Source organism: Corynebacterium sp. NML120713 (assembly GCF_001875735.1).
GTDB lineage: Bacteria > Actinomycetota > Actinomycetes > Mycobacteriales > Mycobacteriaceae > Corynebacterium > Corynebacterium pseudogenitalium.
The window spans coordinates 266,177-286,269 of record NZ_MLCR01000005.1; the positions used below are offsets into that span (position 1 = coordinate 266,177).

Here is a 20,093-nt window from a genome sequence, read left to right on the forward strand (position 1 = left end):
TCCTACTCCACCTCTGCAATTTCCGACGGCAGCACGATGCCGTGGCGGATCAGATCCACAACAGCTGCAACCGTTTGGTTTTCCAATTCTTCAAGGGCCTGCTGGTCGTCGACACCTCGAGATGCTGCTAGGATGCCCACCACGTCACGCAATGGCAAACCGGCGGGATGCAATCCCGCAAGGACGGTTTTCAACGCCTCATCCAATGAATGAGAGAATCGTGGGCCATCCATTCGAGTAATGCGCAACTCTTCGCGCGTGAAACCCAGCCCCTCTTCAGTATTTGGCACAGCGATGTCTTCGATCGCGACTGTGGGCCGGACCAGGAACGAACTATCTAAGAGTTCCTGGACGGATTTTTGCCGTAGCCACGCCTGCCGCAGAAAGTATTCCTCGACCTCAGGCCCAAGCGGATCCGTGAACGGTTGCGCTAGTTCTTCCGCAGTGATCTCGGAGGGCTGGTCGCCGATGTGTTGCATGAAAATCCAACCGAAACCAATAGCGTGAACACCCGCGGCTTGGAAGTAATCGAGCCACTGTTGTGTGCGGGCTATGCCACTTTCAGTCCTGAGATCGACTGATTCATCTTTCAGCCACGTGGCGACGTAGGTCTCGGGGTCAACCACTTCTCGTTGAAGCACCCATGCGCTGACTCCTTGCGAAGGGACCCAGCTCGCAACCCGCGACTGCCATACCTCACCATCAATATGGGCCCATGAGCCCAGCATGCACAGCATCCCACCTGCTGCGAGATATTCAGGTGCGTGCTCTGCTACGAGGCGACTTGCTTCATCCAGCGGCATGCCGGAGTCGCGGTAAACATGCCCCACCTCCGGAATGCCGACTACAAACGGCGGGTTGGCAACGATCCTTTCAAACTGCTCGCCCGCGACAGGCTCAAACCAAGATCCTTCGCGGAGCTGAACGTTAGTGATGCCATTCATCTCGAGCGTGGCCTGAGCCAACTCGATCGCTCGATGATGAATATCAGTACCGACGATCTGATCCGCAAGGCCAGATTGCGCTACTGACAGCACTCCCGAACCGGCTCCAAGGTCCAAAACCGTTCCAGTCGGTGACTGCGGGATCGCGTGCAACAGGGATTTCGACGCCGCTCCGACTCCAAGTACGTGATCTTTGCCGGGAACGATTGCAGACGTAGAGGCGTCAAGATCTGCAACTATGAAGTGATGCTGTTGAGACAACAAATGAGGCCGGATGTCGTAAGCAACCTCGTAACGTTGCTCTTTGGTCTGGCGAAAGACACCTGCGCTGATGAGTTTCTCAGCAAGTGACGAGCCAAACAACGCCTCGAGCTCGTTTTGGGAAGTCGGGCGCCGCAACAACAAAGTGGATATGGCCGATCCGATAACGTCTTCTGAATGGCAGCGACGCAGGACGGCTCCCACCTCGCCCCGGTAGAGAGCCTGGTATGCATTTGGCCCAAGGTAACTTCCAATCGAAGATGTGGTGTAGGGAAGCGCGCGCAATCGTTCACCGAGCTCCCGCGCAAGTCCAGGGTGTAATCCAAATGCCGTAGATGATAAATCTGTCATGCTGCTACTCCGATTGGGATTCGTGATCGATAACGGTCGGCGTCGTATCTGTTGAAGCCTGGTTCGAGGATAGTTGTTGCCTCGACTGCTCCTCCAACGCGGCATAGGCACGACTCAGCGCAGGCTTGTAGACATTCTTTTCACGCGGATCACGCGACTCTCCTTTCGCGTTGCCCAACATCACTGCGACCCAGGGGAGCGGTACGGAAACAATAAAGAGCAACGTCGCAATCCACCAGTTACCGAGCCACCACGCAGATGCGATCGAAAGCAAAATGAAAGGGATCCGAAGTGCCTGCAACCAAAGGTATTGAGCCTCTCGGCTCTGCAGGTTTTGCTCCGGCGTCTGCTTCGCATCCGTAATGAGTGCACGGTGTCGTTTTGAGCGGAAATGACGAAAAAGGAAATGCTTATCGTCGTGGACTTCGACTTCCGCATCAATCGAGACGTGCTCTTGTGCCTCGCCCTCTCTCTCATTCATAAATACACAGGTTAGCGCCTCGGCTTAAAAACTTTGCCAAAGTGGGGCATGATGGGAGTCGTGAATACGACGACGAAGACTCTTGAGCGCACAGACCTTCGGGAAGACACATCGTCAACAAATGATGATGGAACCCCCAAGTTTTTCCACTATGTGAAGAAGGATCAGATTTTCGATTCTGCGATTTCTGGAAAAGTCGTAGTCGCACTCTGTGGCGAGACATTTCCGGTGAAGAAGCAGGCGAAGCCTGGGTCGCCAGTATGTCCTGACTGCGAACGCATCTATAAGGGGTTGCGTCGGAAGTGACGGCTCCAGGTACGTCGGACGGGCCTCAGCTGCGCGCATGGCAGCAAGAGGCCCTCGATTCGTTTATGCGCACCAAACCTCGAGACTTTCTCGCTGTAGCAACTCCTGGTGCGGGTAAGACGACGTTTGCACTGACACTAGCCAGCAAACTGCACGCATCGAAGGCAGTGCAGCGCATCATCGTCGTCGTACCAACAGAACACCTAAAACACCAGTGGTCCCAATCAGCAGCGAGGTTCGGCCTTTCGCTAGACCCAAACTTCACAAACTCATCTGCGGTAAACCCTGCCTATGACGGCATTGTCGTGACGTATGCGCAAATCGGTATGCACCCGTTCAAGCATCATGCGGTGGCCACTGCGAAGCGCAGTTTGGTGATTCTTGATGAGATTCACCATGCTGGTGACGCCAAAAGTTGGGGGGATGGAGTCTACGAGGCTTACAACGATGTCGAACACCGCTTAGCGTTGACAGGTACGCCGTTTCGCTCTGATGATTCCCAGATTCCGTTCGTCCGATACGTCGAAGACGGCGATGGGCACCTCGTTTCACAAGCGGACTACACCTATGGGTACTCCCACGCCTTGGCCGATGGCGTCGTCCGCCCAGTTGTATTCCTGGCATATTCCGGCGAGGCACAGTGGAAAGACTCCGCCGGGGAAGAGTATTCCGCAAGGCTTGGTGAGCCACTGAATGCCGAGCAGACCGCGCGTGCCTGGAAAACTGCCCTAGATCCGAAAGGGGACTGGATCAAGGCAGTCCTCCAGGCGGCACATACACGGCTGAAAAAACTTCGTACGAATATGCCGGATGCCGGAGGCCTCGTCATCGCTACGAACAAGACGACAGCACGCGCCTACGCCAAGATCCTCTCCAGCATTTCGAGCACGCCCGTTACGGTCGTGCTCTCAGACGAAGCCGGGGCATCCGACCGCATCGACGAATTCTCCGCGTCCACCGACGAATGGATGGTCGCAGTCAGAATGGTCTCCGAGGGAGTCGACGTTCCTCGCCTCGCTGTCGGCGTATATGCAACATCAGCATCGACACCACTGTTTTTCGCGCAGGCAATCGGACGATTCGTGCGCTCACGCATGCCAGGCGAATCCGCCTCCGTTTTTCTCCCGTCGGTCCCGGTTCTGCTCCGCCTCGCGGAAGAAATGGAGGTGTCACGCGACCACGTTTTGGGCAAACCACACCGAGAATCAGGGTGGTCCGACGAACTACTAGCCCAAGCAAACCAAGTTCAAAACGAACCAGACGACAACCCTTCGTACGAAGCCATCGGCGCATCAGCCGAGCTAGACTCTTTAATTTTCGACGGCTCCACCTACGGCACACCCACCGTCGCAGGATCCGCAGAGGAACAAGACTTCCTAGGCCTTCCAGGGCTGCTTGACGAAGAACAGGTCAAGACTCTGCTCCGCAAACGCCAAAGCGACCAACTAGATGCCCGAGAAGCAGAAGAAAAAGCGCGAAAGGCTGCCGAGCGCCAAGCACGCGAGCGTGCTGAAGTACTAGGAGAGCACTTGGCTCCCACTCAGCCGTCCAAGCAAACCTCCGCGCCGGGTAGCAGTGAGGAGGCATCAGTGGCGGCTGATGAGATTCCCCAGTTGAGAAAGGAACTCAACGCTCGCGTTTCAATCGTCGCTGGAAAGACGGGTCGCCCGCATGGTGCGATCCATACGGAAGCGCGTAAAGCGTGTGGTGGTCCACCGACCGCGCTGTGCAATGCGGAACAGCTGCGGGCGCGTATTGCGTACTTACGAGATTGGTAATACACGAAACCGGTAGGAGAGTGGACCTCCTACCGGTTATTGCTTACTACGTAGAAACGCATTTAATCGAGGTAATCGCGCAGCACCTGTGAACGCGACGGGTGGCGAAGCTTCGACATCGTCTTGGACTCGATCTGCCGGATGCGTTCGCGTGTCACACCGTACACCTGGCCGATTTCATCTAGCGTGCGAGGCATGCCATCGGTCAAGCCGAAGCGGAGCCGCACTACGCCGGCCTCACGCTCGGAAAGTGTGTGGAGGACATCCTGAAGTTGGTCCTGAAGAAGCGTAAAGGAAACAGCATCGACTGCGACAACGGCCTCGGAGTCTTCGATGAAATCACCGAGTTGACTATCGCCTTCATCGCCGATCGTCTGATCCAACGAGATCGGCTCACGGGCGTACTGCTGGATCTCCAACACCTTCTCTTCGGTGATGTCCATCTCTTTTGCGAGTTCAAGCGGTGTAGGTTCGCGCCCAAGATCTTGTAGAAGCTCACTCTGGATACGGCCAAGCTTGTTGATGACCTCGACCATGTGCACCGGGATGCGAATGGTTCGAGCCTGGTCTGCCATGGCACGTGTAATTGCCTGGCGGATCCACCACGTTGCATAGGTGGAAAACTTGTAGCCCTTGGAGTAGTCGAACTTTTCAACTGCACGGATGAGACCGAGGTTGCCCTCCTGGATGAGGTCCAAGAAGGCCATACCGCGACCGGTGTAGCGCTTTGCCAGCGAAACCACGAGTCGAAGGTTAGCTTCGAGCAGATGGTTCTTCGCCTTGCGACCGTCTCGGGCGACGGCGCGGAAGTCGCGCTTAACCGCAGGGGTAAGGCGTGCTTCCTTGTCTCCCTCCTCAGCTGCACGGGCCATCTCGTCGAGTCGGTGTTGCGCGTAGAGACCAGCTTCAATGCGCTTCGCGAGAGAAACCTCCTGCTCAGCATCGAGCAGAGCAACCTTACCTATTTGCTTCAAATACGCACGGACAGAGTCCGCAGATGCGGTGAGCTGAGCGTCCTTGCGGGCTTGGCGAAGTGCAGCAGATTCCTCGATATCCCAGACAGAAGATCCGTCGTCTTCCTCGTCTTCTTTTTCCTCGTCGTCATCACCAAGATGCTCGTCAAATTCTTCGTCATCTTCTTCAGCCGTCAGCGGGTCGAAGTCCTGCTCCTGGTCAGAATCGTCGAGCGATTCGTCCGCTTCTTCCAGCGCGGAGTCGTCGCTGGTGACCTCATCAGTTGCGGGTGAAGCAGTCTTCTTTGCGGCGGTTTTCTTTACCGTCTTCTTCGCTTTCTTAGCTACCTTTGACGCCTTTTTCGCGGTTTTGCGTGCTGTTTTCTTTGCAGTCTTCTTGGCGGTCTTTTTGGCAGCCTTTTTGGCGGTTTTCTTGGCTGCTTTTTTGGTGGCTTTCTTGGCGGTCGTTGTGCCGTCGGTTACGCCGCCGGAAGTGCTCTCTGCCGCATCGTTGACGGAGTTTTTGCCTGAAGCTTCGCTGGCTACCACGTACGCCCTTTCGCCTTTGTGAACTGATTGATGCTTTTGCGGACACCGAGACTTCCTCCAACAATGGATGGAAAGAAAGTCACTCTGGTGAAAGCAGACCAGCAAACGCCGGTCTGCCTTCCTAGCGTACGCAAACTGTGCTGATTTTTCAGAACGCCTATCTTAACAGCATTGTCAAGCTGCTTTGTGTTAGACGCCGAGTCTCGCTAGTTACGGTGCGAGGTGCTCATTGGCCGCCATCGCTGCTCCGACAATGCCTGCTCGGTTGCGAAGAGTGGCCACGACGACAGGAGTGTCGACAGTCAATAGAGGGACCCATTTGTCAGATTTCCGCGAGATGCCACCACCGACGACGAAACACTCTGGATTAAACAGTCGCGCGTATTCGTGCAGCACCTTATCAACTCGCTTCGCCCACTTCTTGAAGCTCAGGTCTTCCCTCTGCTTTACAGCTGAGGAGGCGACGTGCTCTGCTTCCTTCCTATTGACGATTAAATGGCCAATTTCTGTGTTAGGGAAGAGGTGCCCATTAACCAGGAACGCTGAACCAATACCAGTGCCAAACGTGAGGAATATGACAGAACCGTTTCGGGCTCGTTCATTGCCAAAGGCAACTTCAGCAAGCCCCGCGGCGTCGGCGTCGTTTAATACAGTGACAGAGCGCTCAGGGAGATGCTGCTCAAAGAGCTCATGCACATCGGTGTCGATCCACGACGGGTCGATGTTAGCTGCGCTCTTTGCGATCTGATGCTGAATCACCGACGGCAGCGTTACTCCCACAGGGCCGTCCCATTCGTGGAGACGGACGATCTCTGCGACTGTTGATGCAACAGCTTCAGGTGTAGCTGGCTGAGGAGTTGCGATCTTGATCCTGTCGCCGACGAATTCTCCGGTTTTGAGGTTGACGATGGCGCCCTTGATTCCAGAACCGCCGACATCGACGCCCATACCATAGTGCTCTTGGGCACCATCAATTCCACTTGTTGTAGTCATAACATTGAGCATACAAAAGGTGTGCTCATTGCGCATGTAGGAAAATATTTAGGAGCGCGGTACCTAGAACGAGCGGGTTGACGTCGCTGTACTTTAATTAGCTATAAAGCCTTTGATGTGTAGGGAACCCGTGGGTATTGGCCTGCTGACCTTGTAATATGACATATAGCTTTGTGTGCTTTATTATTCGGCTCCAAACCAATAAAAAGGCTGAGGCTCATCTATAGGAAGCGTATCTCCTCAACGGGCCTAGGCATTGCTGAACTTGACTACTCCTGGAGGCACCACCACCATGGCGACCGATTACGATGCACCGCGTAAGCGCGCAGAAGACGAGCTTGAGACTGACTCCCTCGAGGGCTTGAAGGCTGCGGAGGTTGCGGGCAGCAGCATGGATGATGACGGTGAAATCGTTGAACCGTTTGAACCGCCACTTCAAGATCTGTCCGGTGAGGAACTGAACGTTGAGGTAAAGCCTCGCCAAGATAACGAATTCACTTGTGCGTCTTGCTATTTGGTTCAGAAAAAGAATCGGCTGGCTTACGAAACCGAAGACGGCCAGAAGATTTGCCTCGACTGCGAGTAGTAGCGAGCAACGCAGTCGTGCGATCCCTAGGCGGTCCGCTGCTCAGGCAAAAACATTCCGAGGATTTTCTCCGGTTCTTTCGCAGCAATTAGCCAGTAGGGGGTTGGGTCCTGAGGATCGTCCAAGACAAGCAGAATATGTTCTTTCACCCAACCATGCGATACCAAGAAAGCAGCTGGGTCTAATTGTCGTCCGAGAGCATTTCGCTTCGCCGATGCAGGGACAACCATAGATCTGCTGACAACGGTGTTGGGTAAGTTGGCGTCGTCAACGACGAGCCAACGAGTGCCGTCGCTGTCTTGCTCGACCGCAATTGTAGTTTTCGAAAGCCATGTCAAGAACCAAAAAACTAAACTTCCGATAACGAGCACGGGGATAATAAACCACCAAAAATTGCGGTTGAGCGTAAGTTGTGCCCCGATGAGCAGCGTTAATGCTGCACCGATGATCCACCAGTACCAAGGCACCCATTGACGCTCCGTATATAAGACTTTGGAACCACTGGATGCCGGTGCGTTTTGGTTGCTATTCATACCCTCATCAACTCGTCAATTCGATGTACTCCCGAATACGTTACCCAATAACACTAGGCGAAATTATCTTAAGAATGCACACGCAATGGAATCCCGTAAGGTGTATGAAGTGACCTCTCTTGAACCAATTTCAGTAAAACGTCTTGATCCAGACATGCCGCTTCCTAAACGAGCGCATGAAGGTGACGCCGGGGCGGACCTTTACTCCTCGGAAACACGGACATTGGCTCCCGGCGAACGGGCGCTCATCGGCACCGGAATTGCTGTCGCGTTGCCCATGGGAACTGTCGGGCTCATTCATCCTCGTTCGGGACTCGCTGCCAAACACGGGATTTCTATTGTGAACACGCCAGGCACCATTGATGCCCAGTATCGAGGGGAGTTGAAGATTTGCCTTCTTAATACCGACCGTGAATGTTCGTTTACAGTTGAACGAGGAATGCGGATTGCTCAACTAGTGGTGCAAAAAGTCGAGTTGGTTGACTTCGTCGAAGTTTCCGAGCTTGACGATACCCAGCGTGGTGCCCAAGGATACGGATCAACGGGGCTCGCCTGAGGCCACATTGGGCCCGTACTAGAGTAATTCTCACCCGAAGAAACTTTTTTGAAATACACAACTTCACTCGAAAGGTGATCACCCATGGCATGGTGGCCATTTGGTAAAAAGAAGAAAGACCAGCAGAAGGAAGACGCTGCCCCAGCTCAGACGGAGGCAGAGACCAACGACGATCTAGAGGTCACAGCACCAAAGTCTCAGGACACGGGGATTGCAGCGGATACTGATCTATCCCAGACTCCATCAGCCACTGGTACTCTTGCCGATTATGATCCAATCAGTGGATCTACCGGTCCGTTCGACGGCGACAACGTCGACATTGAGGAGTTCGATTTTTCTGACTTCTCCCAGGTGAACCTCAACCTCGGATCAATGCAGATTCCGCTGCCAAAGGATTCGCAGGTGCAGGTTGAAATGGGCGAGAACGGCCCGAAGATGGTGCACATCGTTACCAGGTACGGTCGCATCACTCCGGTTGCTTTCGCTGCACCGCGTAACGGCGGCCTGTGGGCCGAATCGGCAGAAGAAATTGCCGAGGGCATGAAGAACGAGGACATGCCTGTCGAGTTTGAAGAGGGCCTCTGGGGAACCGAAATCGTCGGTACTGGCGCTAACGGCGTGATCCGCATCATAGGTGTTGAGGCGCCTCGATGGCTGTACCGTGTCACGTTGGCCGCTCCGGCGGGAATGGAAGAACAGCTTGCTGAGCTCGGGCGGGAAGTCGTAGCACGCAGCTTTGTTTACCGCGGTCCGGACCCAATTTTGGCGGGTAACTCTTTGCCAGTCGTCCTGCCTGCGCAGTTGGCTCGGCAGGTGCAGCAGGCTGTACAGGAGCGGGCTGCGCAGGAGTCGCAGCAGCAGAGCCCACAGGCTGGAAACCCGAACGCCCTGAGTGACGCGCTGAAACAGATCATCGCACAAAACAACGAAGCGAATAAGAATAATTAATGAGTGCCCAACCATCGCTGACACCAGGCGACAGCATTCAAGTCACATTCCACGCCTTTGCTCACGGCGGTGAGGCTATTGCCCTTGCCAATGACGGACGAGTTGTCTTCGTGCAAGGCGCTCTACCTGGAGAAACAGCGACCGTCAAACTGCTGAAAGTGAAAAAGCGGTGGGCTCGCGGTGAACTGCTCGAGATACAACAAACTTCACCAGATCGAGTGAAGGTAGGATGTCCTGCTGCTGCGGCAGGTGCGGGCTGCTGCGACTTTGCGCATATGAGTGAATCTCTGCAGCGGGCCGCCAAAACAGAGGTACTTGTTGGACAGCTTGAAAAAATGGCACGTCCATCTGGTGTGCTTGATGGCATTGATCTCACCGCCATTTCGGTTCAGGCTTTAGCGCCTACGACCGGATGGCGGACGCGTATCCGACTCGGCACTGATGCGCAGGGGCGTGCCGGTTTCAGGAAAGCACGTTCCAATGACGTCGTCGCCGAGCGTTGTACTCAGGCGATGCCGGAACTGTTTGACGGGATTGTTGGCGATGGGGCACGACGATTTACTCCTGGGTCTGAGATAGTCGTCGTCATCGATTCTCTCGGGAACCGGCATGTCGTTGAAACGAGCAAAGTCCAACGCGGACGGCGCGTGGAACGAATAGACCGTACGGTTGAAGGCTCCGGCAACATCGTAGAAATGGTCGGAAACGATAGGTTTGAGTTTCCGGCGACTGCGTTTTGGCAGGCGCACCGTAGTGCACCGTCGGCATATGCAGATCTGGTGCGTGAGTGGTCCCTTGCGGGGAGGCCTTATCAGAACAATTCCGGTTGGGACCTCTATGGCGGAGTAGGGCTCTTTGTTCCATCCATGTCCGCGGCACTCGGTGGTGGTCCGGTTGCAACCGTCGACTATTCGAAGTCCGCGATGGCGCATTCTCAGCCTGCACTTGCAAGCCTCGACGTCAACAAAGTCAACTCCCGGGTAGAAACAGGAATTCGATCCTTGCCCCCCGCGGGCCTGGTTGTGCTCGACCCTCCTCGAACTGGTGCTGGAGACAAAGTGATTCATGATATCGCAGCGGCGAGTCCGCAGCGAGTGATTCACATTGGGTGCGATCCGGCAGCATTTGCTAGAGATTTAGCAAGTTGGGGAGCATGCGGATATCACGTAACTGAGATAAAAGTCATCGATGCATTTCCAGGAACGCATCACTTTGAAACGCTTGCATGCCTGGAGCCTCTGCGTCCTCATTAGGAATGGGGCGTGCGCCCCGCAAGGTGTAAACTAGCGTCAACTATTGCTTGTTCTAAAGGAGAAGTAGAGGACCGTGGGACTGATAGGTAAACTCAATTCGCCAGCGGATTTGAAGTCGTTGGCGCCTGGGGAATTATCAGATCTCGCTGATGAAGTACGCCAGTTTTTAATTGAGAAGGTGTCAGCAACGGGAGGTCACCTGGGGCCGAACCTCGGCGTTGTCGAGTTGACAATTGCACTGCATTACGTATTCGACTCGCCAACGGAACCGGTCGTTTTTGATACCTCTCACCAGTCGTACGTGCATAAAATTCTGACCGGGCGTGCTGGTCAGTTTGATTCCTTGCGTCAGAAAGACGGTCTTTCTGGCTATACCTCGCGCTCGGAGTCGGAACATGATTGGACTGAGTCATCGCACGCGAGTGCTTCGCTTTCAATTGCAGATGGCTTAGCGAAAGCCAAGTACATTCAGGGCAAGGGCGACGAAAATGTTGTCGCCGTCGTCGGTGACGGTGCACTGACGGGTGGGATGTGCTGGGAAGCGCTGAACAACATTGCAGCCGCAGAACGCAACGTAGTCATAGTCGTAAATGACAATGGTCGCTCGTATTCGCCAACTATTGGTGGTTTTGCGAACAACCTGACTCGCCTTCGTGATCAGCTCGCAGCTTTGCGCATGAAACCCGGCTACGACGACGTAATGGAATCCGGTAAGAAGACCCTCAAGTCGATGGGTTGGGTCGGAGAACGGACGTTTGAAGCGCTTCATGCGCTGAAAGAAGGAGTGAAGGCCCAGGTTATCCCAACAGAGATGTTCCCAGAGCTGGGGATGAAGTACGTTGGGCCAGTAGAAGGTCACGACCTCACGGCGTTGCTAAGCGCTTTCGAGTACGCGAAGACCTACGAGGGGCCCTTGATTGTGCATGTTGTGACTGAGAAAGGCCACGGCTTCGCCCCCGCAGTTAACAACATCGCCGACCAAATGCACTCCACTGGTGCGATTGACCCTGTTACAGGAGAAACTCTGAAGAAGTCCAAGCCAGGGTGGACATCAATTTTCACCGAGGAACTTCTCGACGCCGCTAGGACTCGACGTGACATTGTCGCAATCACGGCCGCTATGGCTGGGCCGACAGGCCTTGCACCGTTCGCAGAGGAATTTCCTGATAGATTTTTTGATGTCGGTATTGCGGAGCAGCATGCGATTGCCTCTGCCAGCGGGCTTGCTCTCGGGGGACTGCACCCCGTTGTCGCGGTCTACTCCACATTTTTGAACCGAGCTTTCGATCAGCTCCTGATGGACGCAGCACTTATCAAGCAGCCGTTGACTGTAGTGCTCGATAGAGCGGGCGTCACTGGTACGGACGGCGCAAGCCACAACGGCGTGTGGGATATGGCGCTGACGTCGATCGTCCCAAATATTCGTGTCGCGGCGCCTCGCGATCCGCAGCAGCTAAGGGAACTGTTTAGGGAAGCTTTGACTGTTAAGGACGGGCCAACTGTCGTCCGCTTCCCTAAGGGGAACGTCGGCGAGAACCGAGCAGCTATTAAGCGGCTTCCAGGAGGCGTCGATATTCTTCGAGAGCCATCATCGACTGCGCAGAATGATGAAAGTGACCAGACAGTTGATGTGTTGATTGTTGCAGTGGGAGTTTTTGCGGATTCGGCACTACGGGTCGCTGAACGATTGGAATCGGACAATGTTCGAGTTACCCTGGTAGATCCTCGTTGGGTTGTGCCTGTTTCCCCTGATATTCTCGAGCTTGCGGTTGAGTCCGATCTTGTCGTGGTGTATGAAGACGGGATCGTGCATGGAGGCGTTGGTTCAGCAATTGCAGAAGCGTTGTCCTACGCTGAAATCGACACACCGCTGCGGCATATTGCATTTCCTCAGGTGTTCCCAGAGCACGCTTCCCGGGAACAGATCTTTGAAGAATTCGGTATGGACGAGTCAGCTGCGACGAAAAAGATTCGCGAGTGGGTACGCGGCCTTGAGGACCGCGATCAATAAGGCACTCGCTGCCTAGCGGCGAGGTTCCGGCTGTTCCGCCACGAAAATAGGTGCTAGGAAGTCTATTTGCCATTCGCGCAGTCCCATCTGCTTGAGCAGGGGACGGGTGTATTCCATTGGCCAATCTAGACGTTCGTGGAAGGCGGTCCATATGGTCCGTTCGAGGACCTTGTTCGTCAAAATCAGCTCTTTGCGGATCTTAAGAGTCTCGGCGATTTCGGCGACCCGATTGTTTATGTTTTGTCGCGTACGTAGCGCCACTTTGTTGTGCCTTGTCCACTCCCAAATGCTTTTCCTAGTAGGTAAGCGAAGTTGTTCCCTCAGTGCGGTTTCAAATGGGGATAACAGCGCATCATGGATTGTCTCGAGCCAGAAGTATGGATAGGTGGTGAGCGCATGGGTTGCACCGTCAAACGCCAGCAATTCGTCAACGGTCGTTGGGCGGGACTGAGCCAGTGGTACCAGCATCTTGTTCGGAAGTACTAATCCCGGAGCTATGTCTTGGTCGTAGGCAAAACAATCGCGAGCATCCCAAAGCCACTTCGTCAAAGTGAGCTCGAGATCCGACAATTTGTCCGAAACCTGGGGTATATCGAGCCAAGAATGTTTCTTTACCCCCGGGTTTGAACGTGTAGCTACCAAATGAGCAAATTCTTGATTCGCGTATTCAAGTTTGCCTTGCATATCGAGGAGGTGTACTAAGGCCTGTTCAAGGTGGGGCAGGTAAATAACGTCCTGCGCTGCGTACTCGAGCATTGAGTCGGTCAGTGGTGTCTGTGACCAATCGGCATCGCCGTGCTGCTTGGGAAGTGAGACTTGGCAAAACTCCTTTACCAACACGCCAAGTTTGGTTGCTGGGTAGCCTGCAAATCGTGCTGCAAGTTCGGTATCGAAAATAGTGGACGGGCGTAATCCTAATTGCGCGAGACACGGTAGATCCTCTCTCGCCGCGTGTATTACCCACTCCTGATCATTGCAGACTGGTGCAAAGTACTGTTCGAACTCGTCTCGATAGTGCTCAGGGGCAATGAGGAACGTTCCCGCGTCTTTGCGGTAGATCTGCACGAGGAATGCTCGGTCATCGTAGCGGTACGCGCCGGCTCGTTCGGTATCGATACAAAAAGGACCAAGTCCTTCGGCTAATTGATCAGCTACCTCGGCAAACTGCGATGGATGATCGACAAAGGTGTAGGACAAATTCACTTCCATGCGTACACATACTAATGCTACGAAATAGTTCGCACACCTTCGGGTGGCAGACCCGCCACTAAACTGAGGACATTTGCAAACGCTTCCACATGTGATGACAGATCAATTCCTTCAGCTGTCCAAGATGCGCGCATCTCCAATTGGTACGCCCGCGGAGGGCCGCCAATCTCCCCGTAGCGGACGGAAGCTGTGGAGGTTACCGTACCTCCAAGGTTGGTAAACCCGGCCCCATTGCCATCGAGCGACTCGTTAAGCCACTGCCATGCCACATCGGGGAGAAGTGGATCCGCCGCGACAGCATCGTCCATATCTGCCTGGATATAGGCGACTAGTCGCATTGAACCCTCCCAGGCCTCTTCGGCGTCGGGGGAATGAAGCAGGATGAGGCGACCGAACGCGTCACCTTGGTCTGGCTTGGTCTGGATAACCTCAAGCCCAACGGCGTGGCTAAACGGTGCAGGCCGCTGAGGAGGCCGAATGGTACCGATGGAGATTTCTGGGCGCACTTGAGCCTTATGCATCGATTCGACCGCTGCGGTGAACTCCGCAGGAGTCGACGCGCTCTCGCTTGGGGAGGTGGTATCCGAGTTTATCACGCCAACCAAGCTAATGAGGATGCGGCTTTGAGGGGGCGAGGCGCGCCGTATATTGGTTGGCAAGATTCAGCGTTTGCAGCGAAGTGTACACTGAACTAGTACTTTCGTTTGATGTATGTTTTTATAGCGACGGTTGGTCGCCTTGGCATCCAACGTGTTTCCGTGAATCTCAGAAGGAGAGTTTAAATGGCGAAGCTTGACTACGAAAAGCTGAACGCAACCCAGCGCTACCTGCAGTACGCGGTATTTCGTGCGATCCCAGGTGCACTTGGTACCGAGCGCGACGAAGTTATCGCAGAAGCAGAAAAGTTCTTTGAGCAGCTCAAAGAGGAAGGGAAAGTTGTCGTACGTGGTATCTATGACAACACTGGTATTCGGGCTGACGCGGACTTCATGATTTGGTGGCATGCGGAGGAATTCGAGTACATCCAGGATGCACTCGCGCGATTCCGCCGTGACACTGCGTTCGGTCAGCTGTTGGAGGTTTCGTGGCTCGGTAATGGAATTCACCGCCCTGCGGAGTTCAACAAATCGCATCTTCCGAGCTTCATCATGGGGGAGGATCCGAAGGACTGGATTACGGTGTACCCATTCGTTCGTTCATACGACTGGTACGTAATGGAGCCTGAGAAGCGTCGCAAGATCCTAATGGAGCATGGCATGGCAGCACGCGACTATGCAGACGTTCGTGCCAACACCGTCGAGGCCTTTGTCCTTGGCGACTATGAGTGGATGCTTTCGTTCGAGGCGGACACGCTGGAGCGTATTGAGTCACTTATGAAGACGATGCGCTACACAGAAGCGCGCCTTCACGTCCGAGAAGAAATCCCGTTCCAGACCGGTCGCCGCGTCGCAAGCATTGCTGACATCATAAAGGTTCTGCCGTAGCTGGCATTGCGAAATCAAAAACTCCCTCAGCGCATCTCGGCGCTGGGGGAGTTCTTTAATCGTCCTTTCTTGGGGCATCAAACTTCAGAGAAATTGAATTGATGCAGTATCTCTGATCGGTTGGTGTGTTGAAACCCTCACCCTCGAATACATGCCCCAGGTGGGAATGGCATTGAGCGCAAAGCACCTCAGTTCTTACCATCCCGAGAGAGTAATCGGCTCGCTTGATGACGGCGGCTTCGCTATCAGGAGCGTAGAACGCTGGCCACCCGCAGTGGGCGTCGAACTTCGTTGTAGAGCGGAACAACTCTGCGCCGCATGCGCGGCACACGTAGATGCCTTCTTCGAAATGATCGGTGTACTCACCAACTCCAGGTGCTTCGGTGCCGGCTTGCCGAAGTACACGGAATTCCTCAGGGGCGAGGTGAGCTTTCCACTCTGCTTCCGTCATCTGCTGAAAACGATTCTCTGTCATGAGGGTCTCTGTCGCCTTTCTTTGTTGTGAACACTGTTGTGAGTACCCAGGTGGCCGTCGATACGATGAACACAGCCCAACCCAATGTGGGGAGGAATGTAGTAATCCAGTTCCCGATGAGAGGGTTTCGAAGTGTCGTCCATTGTAACGGTGCAAGGCAGAAAAATAGTCCGATCCAGGGGCCGCTGGTGTGCATTGGGCTTCGTGCTGAAAGAACAGTGAAAGCCGCCGGGAAGAGCATCATCGAGTAGTAAGCCTGGCCGAGGGACGAGAGCAAACATACACCCGCGAGTAAAACCGTGGAGCTAAACGTGAGCCATAGGAGCTCGTCTGACCAGCGCCAGCGGGCAAGCCCCAGGACCGCTATAGCGACAGTGATGCCGAAAAAGACGAATAGTGCGTCGTAGAACTGCGTCGGAAAGCCAAAGTAAGTCGTGAAGCCGGCAAGCGATGAATTGGCATAGTCGCGGGTGATCTTTAGATAGGGGACGACGACATCGATGTAATCGCGGGCGCCCGGTGTCATTGGCCATGCGACAACGTTGAAGAGCACGGGAACTAGGACACTCGGTACGACGCAACGCCAGCGGAGTTGCATGAGTGGCAACACCACCAAGGGGGCAAACATCGGCTTGACCAGTATGGCGAGGCCTAGGCAGACGCCGGCTAACACAAAGCGCCTGTGAGTATAGCTATAGAGGAATACGGTAAAGAGGAGCAGCAATACACCATTGATGTTCGAAAAGACGAGTGTGTTTACAACTGACTCGGTGCAGAAACTGAGCACGATGCTGATAGGTAGCAGCGGGTGGCTCAGCGGTTTTCCACTGAGCTTCGTGAGGATTCCAAGTGCCGCAAGAATGGCGGCGGTGTTTACTAAAACAAAGAGTGGACGGATCAGCGAGGCGTCGTCAAACAGGCCCAAAGGTGAGAGCAGTAGCGTAGCTCCAGGATTGTAAAGATAGTGCGGATCGACGTGGTGATACACCTCGTTGTAGACGGGGACGCGCTCGACAAAGCGACGGGTGGCAGCCCACACGGTGGTGAAGTCGTCGGTCTGGGAGCCGTGCCTTGCAAGAACGGCAACTCGGTGGATGGTGAGCAGAAGTGCCAGTGGCCAGGCAGCTGCGTTAGCGGCGGTTTGTAGCGTGCGCGTTGCCGCTGTGGTGTGCGAGCCATTCTGTGGGGCAGGAGCGGTCCAGATGTTGTTCAGGCGCTGCGCCCAGGCGGGGGGAGTGTCTTGTGCGTACGTCACTTGCATAACAGTACCGAATGCAGTTACCCCTCGTGGGAAGCAGCAGTGCCCCACAGACGGTAGCGCACGAACATCGTCGAGTCCTCGCTCACCCGCACGTCTTCGAGCTCGAGCGGGGTGGCATAGTCTCCACCTCCGCCGAAGAGGGGCTTTTCTACCTTGCCTTGCAACGTAGGGTCGATGGTCAGGTGCAAAATGTCACCGAGCCCAGCAGTCAGGAGCATGTCGTAGAGTCCAGGTCCGCCCTCGCAAACGATGCGGTTAAAGCCCTGGGCGTGCAGGGCATCGATAATTGAGCGTGCAGTGCCATCGCCAGTGGACAGAATGCGGCCGCCCGCGTGCAGGAGTGCTTCTCGACGCTCGGCGAGCTCCGGATCGTCGACGTGGTGCTCCGGAGCGAGGAAAAGCGGAGGCACCTCCGTGTCGTAAAACAACTGTGTGTCCACGTCAAACTCGAAGCTTTCGGTGATGATCGCAAGCGGTGGGACCTCCGCCTGCCCGCGGGACCGACGTTCGGCCTTGTCCTCGTCGGTGCACTTGACTCCGAAGTAGTTTTCCGCCCGCGCGGTGCCTCCACCGACTAAGACAGCGTCGGACCACACACGCAGCAGGTTGAGCAGCGCGGCATCGATGGCGTTGCCAAGGGAGCGGGAGGTGCCATCGAGAGAGGCCGCGCCGGAAAGTGTCATGACCGCAAGCAGACGCAGTTCCGGGACTGAAGCGGGCAGCACAGTGCCCAGCAATTCAGCTGGTTCGAAAGTGCGGCTCGCGTCTATCATGGCGTCAAGCGTACACATCTGACTGCCAGGATTTTAAAAGGAGACAGCACGTGCTCGATCGTTTTCCGCTCGTGGAAGAGGCGCAGCGGGTATGGATAGGTGGCGAGAACCCTGACCGGCTCTTCGCAGCGCTCTTTGACCCAGACGTGGCAGATGCCGATTGGAAACAGCAGGTCTGCGTACTTGCAGACGCGGTGTTCGGTGAGACCGTCTACCGTGAAATCGATGCGTTTGAAGCGATGTTCAACGCCGTGACCGACGCAACATGGAAGGCACGTGAGCGCTGCCTCGGTGAGCACAACGAGGAATGGCTTCGGCTGTTGCCGGAATGGGCAAGGCAGTCTCGCACTGCAGAGTTCGCGCTCATCCTTATCGAGCTGCAACTCCATCGCTTCAACTTCGACCACGATGGCATCCGGCGCGTACTCGATATGGCGAACGATGCGCCCCTGCGCTTCCACAACCTGTCGGTGACCGTCAACCTCAACCAGGTTTTTCTCACCTTCGCCAGGCTGCTCTCGGGTCGTAGGATTGACCCGCAGCACGTCTTCGACGCCGTGGGAGCCCCACCCAGCGACGGGAACGAGCATGCCGTTTCTCAGCTGGAACAAGTGCCACTGAAGCTCAAACATCTCATGCTCCACGGGTTGTGGCTCTACCCAGACACCGAGTATGGGGAGCAAATACTCGCCTTCTCTGAGGCAATCTTGCGCTATCACTCGCCAAACGACTACATCGCGCACTACCGGCGTGCCGAGGGATACCGCCGCATGGCAGCCATCGAAGCAGCACCACGCTCCGACGTGTTCTCGGGACACACGGTTCGTTCCCGGGACGACTTTTACGCCGAGGCACTTCACTCTGTGCAGATGGCCATTAAGAACCTACCCCGCGGATGCCACAGCGCTGCACGGGGAGTTCGTCTCCTACCGGATGATGATTGCCACCGAACGGCAGGTACAAAACTCCATTCAAGGACGTGTAGATGCAGAGCTTGCGTACGTCGGCGCCGAAGTAGAGCGGATGTCGGAGAGGATTGAAGCAGAGTCACGCAACAGTCTCTTACGGAGCATAGAGATTCTGTCTGTCTTCCTCGCTGTCATTGGGGTGCTGTCTTTCAACATCTCGCTCGCAGGGCTAGAACAGATTGGCACCTTTGAACGCTTCGGCCTGATCCTTACCGCCGGGGTCATCCTGGGCGCATTCTCCTGGATGGTGCACGTGGCGGTCTACCGCCATACGCACGCCGAACCGGTGGTGATGAAAACGCGACGGAAACAAATACGAGAGCTGCAGCAGCGAATTGCAGCGCTTGAGGAAAGGACGAAAATTGGCTGTGACGGATAAAGGCTGCGAATACGTCGCCGACGAGCGCAGCATCGAGCCAGGTACATACGAGATCACCGAATATGCGCCAGCTAAACATGCTGTCGTCGACTACCTGCGTGCACGCCTCACAGCGGTGCTCGGGCGCTGGCCGGGGCGCCCCACTCTCATGCTCTCCGGCGGCGTCGACTCGATCCTCATCGCCGCGGTGCTCGCCCAACTGCGTACCGACGTCCTCGCGGTGACGTTCAGCCAAGACTCCTCGCAACAGGCAGCGGAGGAGACCAAGGTGGCGAGTGAGGTGGCCCGCGCACTCGGCTTCGAGCATCACGTCGTCGCCCCACGCGGGGAAGCGCTGGAGACGCTGCTCAAGGAAACCATCGAGCGCCTCGACACCGTGGAACCTTGGGAAGTGCTCTCTGGGGCCATTTTGGTAGCCATCGACACGTACAGGCAGGAGTATCATGCCGACGGCGCACTCATCACAGGGGCAGGTGCGGACGCACTGTTTCTCGGCGGAAAAACCATCGATACAGCAGCCAACAATTACCTCCAACTTTGGGATGACCAGGTACGCCGAGGGATCAAGGCAAACTTCACCAGGCAACGTTTCATCCCGGACTTCTACGAGCGCCTCATCGCAGACCCCGAGCGCCACATTCAGGTTTGGCAGACACACGAGGCAGTCGACCTCGCACTGCGCATCCACCCACGAGTCATCCGTGGGGCCGACATCGCACAAGACAAGGCGCTCTTCCGTCGCATCGCTGCAGACATGGGAATCAGTCCGGAACTCGTGCAGACCACGAAAAACCCGATGCAAGTCTCATCAGGAGGCGTAGACGCCATTGTCACGCTCGTACGGGAACAGCTGACGCGCCGGGCGGGGGAGAAGACGTACTCCGACCCGATGAGGGAACCGTTGGAGTTTACGGTGGCTCGCATGTTCCTCGAACAGCTGAAAACCCAGGCGCGCGGTGAGTAGGAGGCCCCGTCCCTAGATATATGTGGGCCAAGGCACACTGAAACCGCGGCGTCCAACCGATATGAGAAAACTCACGC

The 20,093-nt window shown here is 55.5% G+C and carries 21 protein-coding genes; 11 read left to right on the forward strand and 10 right to left on the reverse strand.

Annotated features, from left to right (window positions below; translation table 11 throughout):
* Window positions 1-2: 2 nt before the first annotated feature.
* Entirely contained in the window at window positions 3-1,556 is a 1,554-nt protein-coding gene (locus BJP06_RS01280) for a methyltransferase (RefSeq protein ID WP_071572565.1), read from the reverse strand.
* Window positions 1,557-1,560: 4 nt separating this feature from the next.
* Entirely contained in the window at window positions 1,561-2,037 is a 477-nt protein-coding gene (locus BJP06_RS01285; RefSeq protein ID WP_071572566.1) for a DUF3099 domain-containing protein, read from the reverse strand.
* Window positions 2,038-2,088: 51 nt separating this feature from the next.
* On the opposite strand from BJP06_RS01285, the gene BJP06_RS01290 reads away from it, so the two are divergent.
* Together BJP06_RS01290 and BJP06_RS01295 are read left to right on the forward strand one after the other, a co-directional pair.
* Window positions 2,089-2,343, forward strand: coding sequence for a DUF3039 domain-containing protein (locus tag BJP06_RS01290; protein ID WP_071572668.1), 255 nt, complete (start codon window positions 2,089-2,091; stop codon window positions 2,341-2,343).
* Window positions 2,344-2,408: 65 nt separating this feature from the next.
* Window positions 2,409-4,121 (forward strand): DEAD/DEAH box helicase, encoded by a 1,713-nt coding sequence (locus BJP06_RS01295; protein WP_070363498.1) that lies wholly within the window; start codon window positions 2,409-2,411, stop codon window positions 4,119-4,121.
* Between the two features lie 62 nt (window positions 4,122-4,183).
* Here the strand turns inward: BJP06_RS01295 and BJP06_RS01300 are convergent, their stop codons facing one another.
* Together BJP06_RS01300 and ppgK are read right to left on the reverse strand one after the other, a co-directional pair.
* Window positions 4,184-5,623, reverse strand: a complete 1,440-nt coding sequence (locus BJP06_RS01300; protein ID WP_071572568.1) for an RNA polymerase sigma factor — start codon at window positions 5,621-5,623, stop codon at window positions 4,184-4,186.
* A 210-nt stretch (window positions 5,624-5,833) separates the two neighbouring features.
* Complete coding sequence (gene ppgK, locus BJP06_RS01305) at window positions 5,834-6,616, reverse strand: polyphosphate--glucose phosphotransferase (RefSeq protein WP_070363500.1); 783 nt, start codon at window positions 6,614-6,616, stop codon at window positions 5,834-5,836.
* A gap of 292 nt (window positions 6,617-6,908) precedes the next feature.
* Here ppgK and BJP06_RS01310 point away from each other — a divergent pair, with 292 nt between their 5' ends.
* Entirely contained in the window at window positions 6,909-7,202 is a 294-nt protein-coding gene (locus BJP06_RS01310; protein ID WP_070363501.1) for a DUF4193 domain-containing protein, read from the forward strand.
* Window positions 7,203-7,228: 26 nt separating this feature from the next.
* Here BJP06_RS01310 and BJP06_RS01315 read toward each other — a convergent pair whose 3' ends face one another.
* Entirely contained in the window at window positions 7,229-7,735 is a 507-nt protein-coding gene (locus BJP06_RS01315; RefSeq protein WP_071572569.1) for a DUF3093 domain-containing protein, read from the reverse strand.
* A gap of 85 nt (window positions 7,736-7,820) precedes the next feature.
* On the opposite strand from BJP06_RS01315, the gene dut reads away from it, so the two are divergent.
* The 4 genes from dut to dxs all read left to right on the forward strand — a co-directional run bounded on the left by dut (window position 7,821) and on the right by dxs (window position 12,503).
* A complete protein-coding gene (gene dut / locus BJP06_RS01320) occupies window positions 7,821-8,291 on the forward strand; it encodes a dUTP diphosphatase (RefSeq protein ID WP_070362355.1) in 471 nt (156 codons plus the stop codon).
* A gap of 84 nt (window positions 8,292-8,375) precedes the next feature.
* The gene (locus tag BJP06_RS01325) at window positions 8,376-9,239 is read left to right on the forward strand and encodes a DUF3710 domain-containing protein (protein WP_071572570.1); all 864 of its coding nucleotides are present in this window, start codon (window positions 8,376-8,378) and stop codon (window positions 9,237-9,239) included.
* Window positions 9,239-10,492, forward strand: a complete 1,254-nt coding sequence (locus BJP06_RS01330; protein WP_071572571.1) for a class I SAM-dependent RNA methyltransferase — start codon at window positions 9,239-9,241, stop codon at window positions 10,490-10,492. Before BJP06_RS01325 ends, BJP06_RS01330 begins: the two co-directional genes overlap by 1 nt.
* Before the next feature lie 73 nt (window positions 10,493-10,565).
* Complete coding sequence (gene dxs / locus BJP06_RS01335) at window positions 10,566-12,503, forward strand: 1-deoxy-D-xylulose-5-phosphate synthase (RefSeq protein ID WP_071572572.1); 1,938 nt, start codon at window positions 10,566-10,568, stop codon at window positions 12,501-12,503.
* 12 nt (window positions 12,504-12,515) lie between these two features.
* On the opposite strand, the gene BJP06_RS01340 is transcribed toward dxs, so the two are convergent.
* Together BJP06_RS01340 and BJP06_RS01345 are read right to left on the reverse strand one after the other, a co-directional pair.
* Complete coding sequence (locus BJP06_RS01340; RefSeq protein WP_071572573.1) at window positions 12,516-13,712, reverse strand: HRDC domain-containing protein; 1,197 nt, start codon at window positions 13,710-13,712, stop codon at window positions 12,516-12,518.
* 17 nt (window positions 13,713-13,729) lie between these two features.
* On the reverse strand, window positions 13,730-14,317 hold the full coding sequence (locus BJP06_RS01345) for a DUF3000 domain-containing protein (protein ID WP_256472553.1): 588 nt from the start codon (window positions 14,315-14,317) through the stop codon (window positions 13,730-13,732).
* Between the two features lie 177 nt (window positions 14,318-14,494).
* On the opposite strand from BJP06_RS01345, the gene hemQ reads away from it, so the two are divergent.
* Window positions 14,495-15,196, forward strand: a complete 702-nt coding sequence (gene hemQ / locus BJP06_RS01350) for a hydrogen peroxide-dependent heme synthase (protein ID WP_071572574.1) — start codon at window positions 14,495-14,497, stop codon at window positions 15,194-15,196.
* A 55-nt stretch (window positions 15,197-15,251) separates the two neighbouring features.
* Here the strand turns inward: hemQ and msrB are convergent, their stop codons facing one another.
* Genes msrB through BJP06_RS01365 form a run of 3 tightly spaced genes read right to left on the reverse strand, consistent with a single transcriptional unit; the run spans window position 15,252 to window position 17,705 of the window.
* On the reverse strand, window positions 15,252-15,671 hold the full coding sequence (gene msrB, locus BJP06_RS01355) for a peptide-methionine (R)-S-oxide reductase MsrB (protein ID WP_070976779.1): 420 nt from the start codon (window positions 15,669-15,671) through the stop codon (window positions 15,252-15,254).
* A complete protein-coding gene (locus BJP06_RS01360) occupies window positions 15,610-16,926 on the reverse strand; it encodes a glycosyltransferase family 87 protein (RefSeq protein ID WP_252930843.1) in 1,317 nt (438 codons plus the stop codon). The genes msrB and BJP06_RS01360 overlap by 62 nt, the downstream gene beginning before the upstream one ends.
* A 23-nt stretch (window positions 16,927-16,949) precedes the next feature.
* Window positions 16,950-17,705 (reverse strand): pyrimidine reductase family protein, encoded by a 756-nt coding sequence (locus BJP06_RS01365; RefSeq protein WP_070479004.1) that lies wholly within the window; start codon window positions 17,703-17,705, stop codon window positions 16,950-16,952.
* Between the two features lie 50 nt (window positions 17,706-17,755).
* Between BJP06_RS01365 and BJP06_RS11785 the strand changes: the two genes are divergently transcribed.
* Genes BJP06_RS11785 through BJP06_RS01380 form a run of 3 tightly spaced genes read left to right on the forward strand, consistent with a single transcriptional unit; the run spans window position 17,756 to window position 20,016 of the window.
* On the forward strand, window positions 17,756-18,745 hold the full coding sequence (locus tag BJP06_RS11785; RefSeq protein ID WP_143000868.1) for a hypothetical protein: 990 nt from the start codon (window positions 17,756-17,758) through the stop codon (window positions 18,743-18,745).
* A complete protein-coding gene (locus BJP06_RS01375; RefSeq protein WP_143000869.1) occupies window positions 18,729-19,052 on the forward strand; it encodes a hypothetical protein in 324 nt (107 codons plus the stop codon). Before BJP06_RS11785 ends, BJP06_RS01375 begins: the two co-directional genes overlap by 17 nt.
* The gene (locus BJP06_RS01380; protein WP_070976789.1) at window positions 19,042-20,016 is read left to right on the forward strand and encodes an asparagine synthase C-terminal domain-containing protein; all 975 of its coding nucleotides are present in this window, start codon (window positions 19,042-19,044) and stop codon (window positions 20,014-20,016) included. Before BJP06_RS01375 ends, BJP06_RS01380 begins: the two co-directional genes overlap by 11 nt.
* Window positions 20,017-20,093: the final 77 nt, after the last annotated feature.

Excerpts from the sequence above, each read along its gene's own strand:
- BJP06_RS01280 (WP_071572565.1), bottom strand. The coding sequence starts at position 1,556 with ATGACAGATTTATCATCTACGGCATTTGGATTACACCCTGGACTTGCG.
- BJP06_RS01285 (WP_071572566.1), bottom strand. The coding sequence starts at position 2,037 with ATGAATGAGAGAGAGGGCGAGGCACAAGAGCACGTCTCGATTGATGCG.
- BJP06_RS01290 (WP_071572668.1), top strand. The coding sequence starts at position 2,089 with ATGGGAGTCGTGAATACGACGACGAAGACTCTTGAGCGCACAGACCTT.
- BJP06_RS01295 (WP_070363498.1), top strand. The coding sequence starts at position 2,409 with ATGCGCACCAAACCTCGAGACTTTCTCGCTGTAGCAACTCCTGGTGCG.
- ppgK (WP_070363500.1), bottom strand. The coding sequence starts at position 6,616 with ATGACTACAACAAGTGGAATTGATGGTGCCCAAGAGCACTATGGTATG.
- BJP06_RS01310 (WP_070363501.1), top strand. The coding sequence starts at position 6,909 with ATGGCGACCGATTACGATGCACCGCGTAAGCGCGCAGAAGACGAGCTT.
- BJP06_RS01315 (WP_071572569.1), bottom strand. The coding sequence starts at position 7,735 with ATGAATAGCAACCAAAACGCACCGGCATCCAGTGGTTCCAAAGTCTTA.
- dut (WP_070362355.1), top strand. The coding sequence starts at position 7,821 with ATGGAATCCCGTAAGGTGTATGAAGTGACCTCTCTTGAACCAATTTCA.
- BJP06_RS01325 (WP_071572570.1), top strand. The coding sequence starts at position 8,376 with ATGGCATGGTGGCCATTTGGTAAAAAGAAGAAAGACCAGCAGAAGGAA.
- BJP06_RS01330 (WP_071572571.1), top strand. The coding sequence starts at position 9,239 with ATGAGTGCCCAACCATCGCTGACACCAGGCGACAGCATTCAAGTCACA.
- BJP06_RS01340 (WP_071572573.1), bottom strand. The coding sequence starts at position 13,712 with ATGGAAGTGAATTTGTCCTACACCTTTGTCGATCATCCATCGCAGTTT.
- hemQ (WP_071572574.1), top strand. The coding sequence starts at position 14,495 with ATGGCGAAGCTTGACTACGAAAAGCTGAACGCAACCCAGCGCTACCTG.
- msrB (WP_070976779.1), bottom strand. The coding sequence starts at position 15,671 with ATGACAGAGAATCGTTTTCAGCAGATGACGGAAGCAGAGTGGAAAGCT.
- BJP06_RS01365 (WP_070479004.1), bottom strand. The coding sequence starts at position 17,705 with ATGATAGACGCGAGCCGCACTTTCGAACCAGCTGAATTGCTGGGCACT.
- BJP06_RS01375 (WP_143000869.1), top strand. The coding sequence starts at position 18,729 with ATGTCGGAGAGGATTGAAGCAGAGTCACGCAACAGTCTCTTACGGAGC.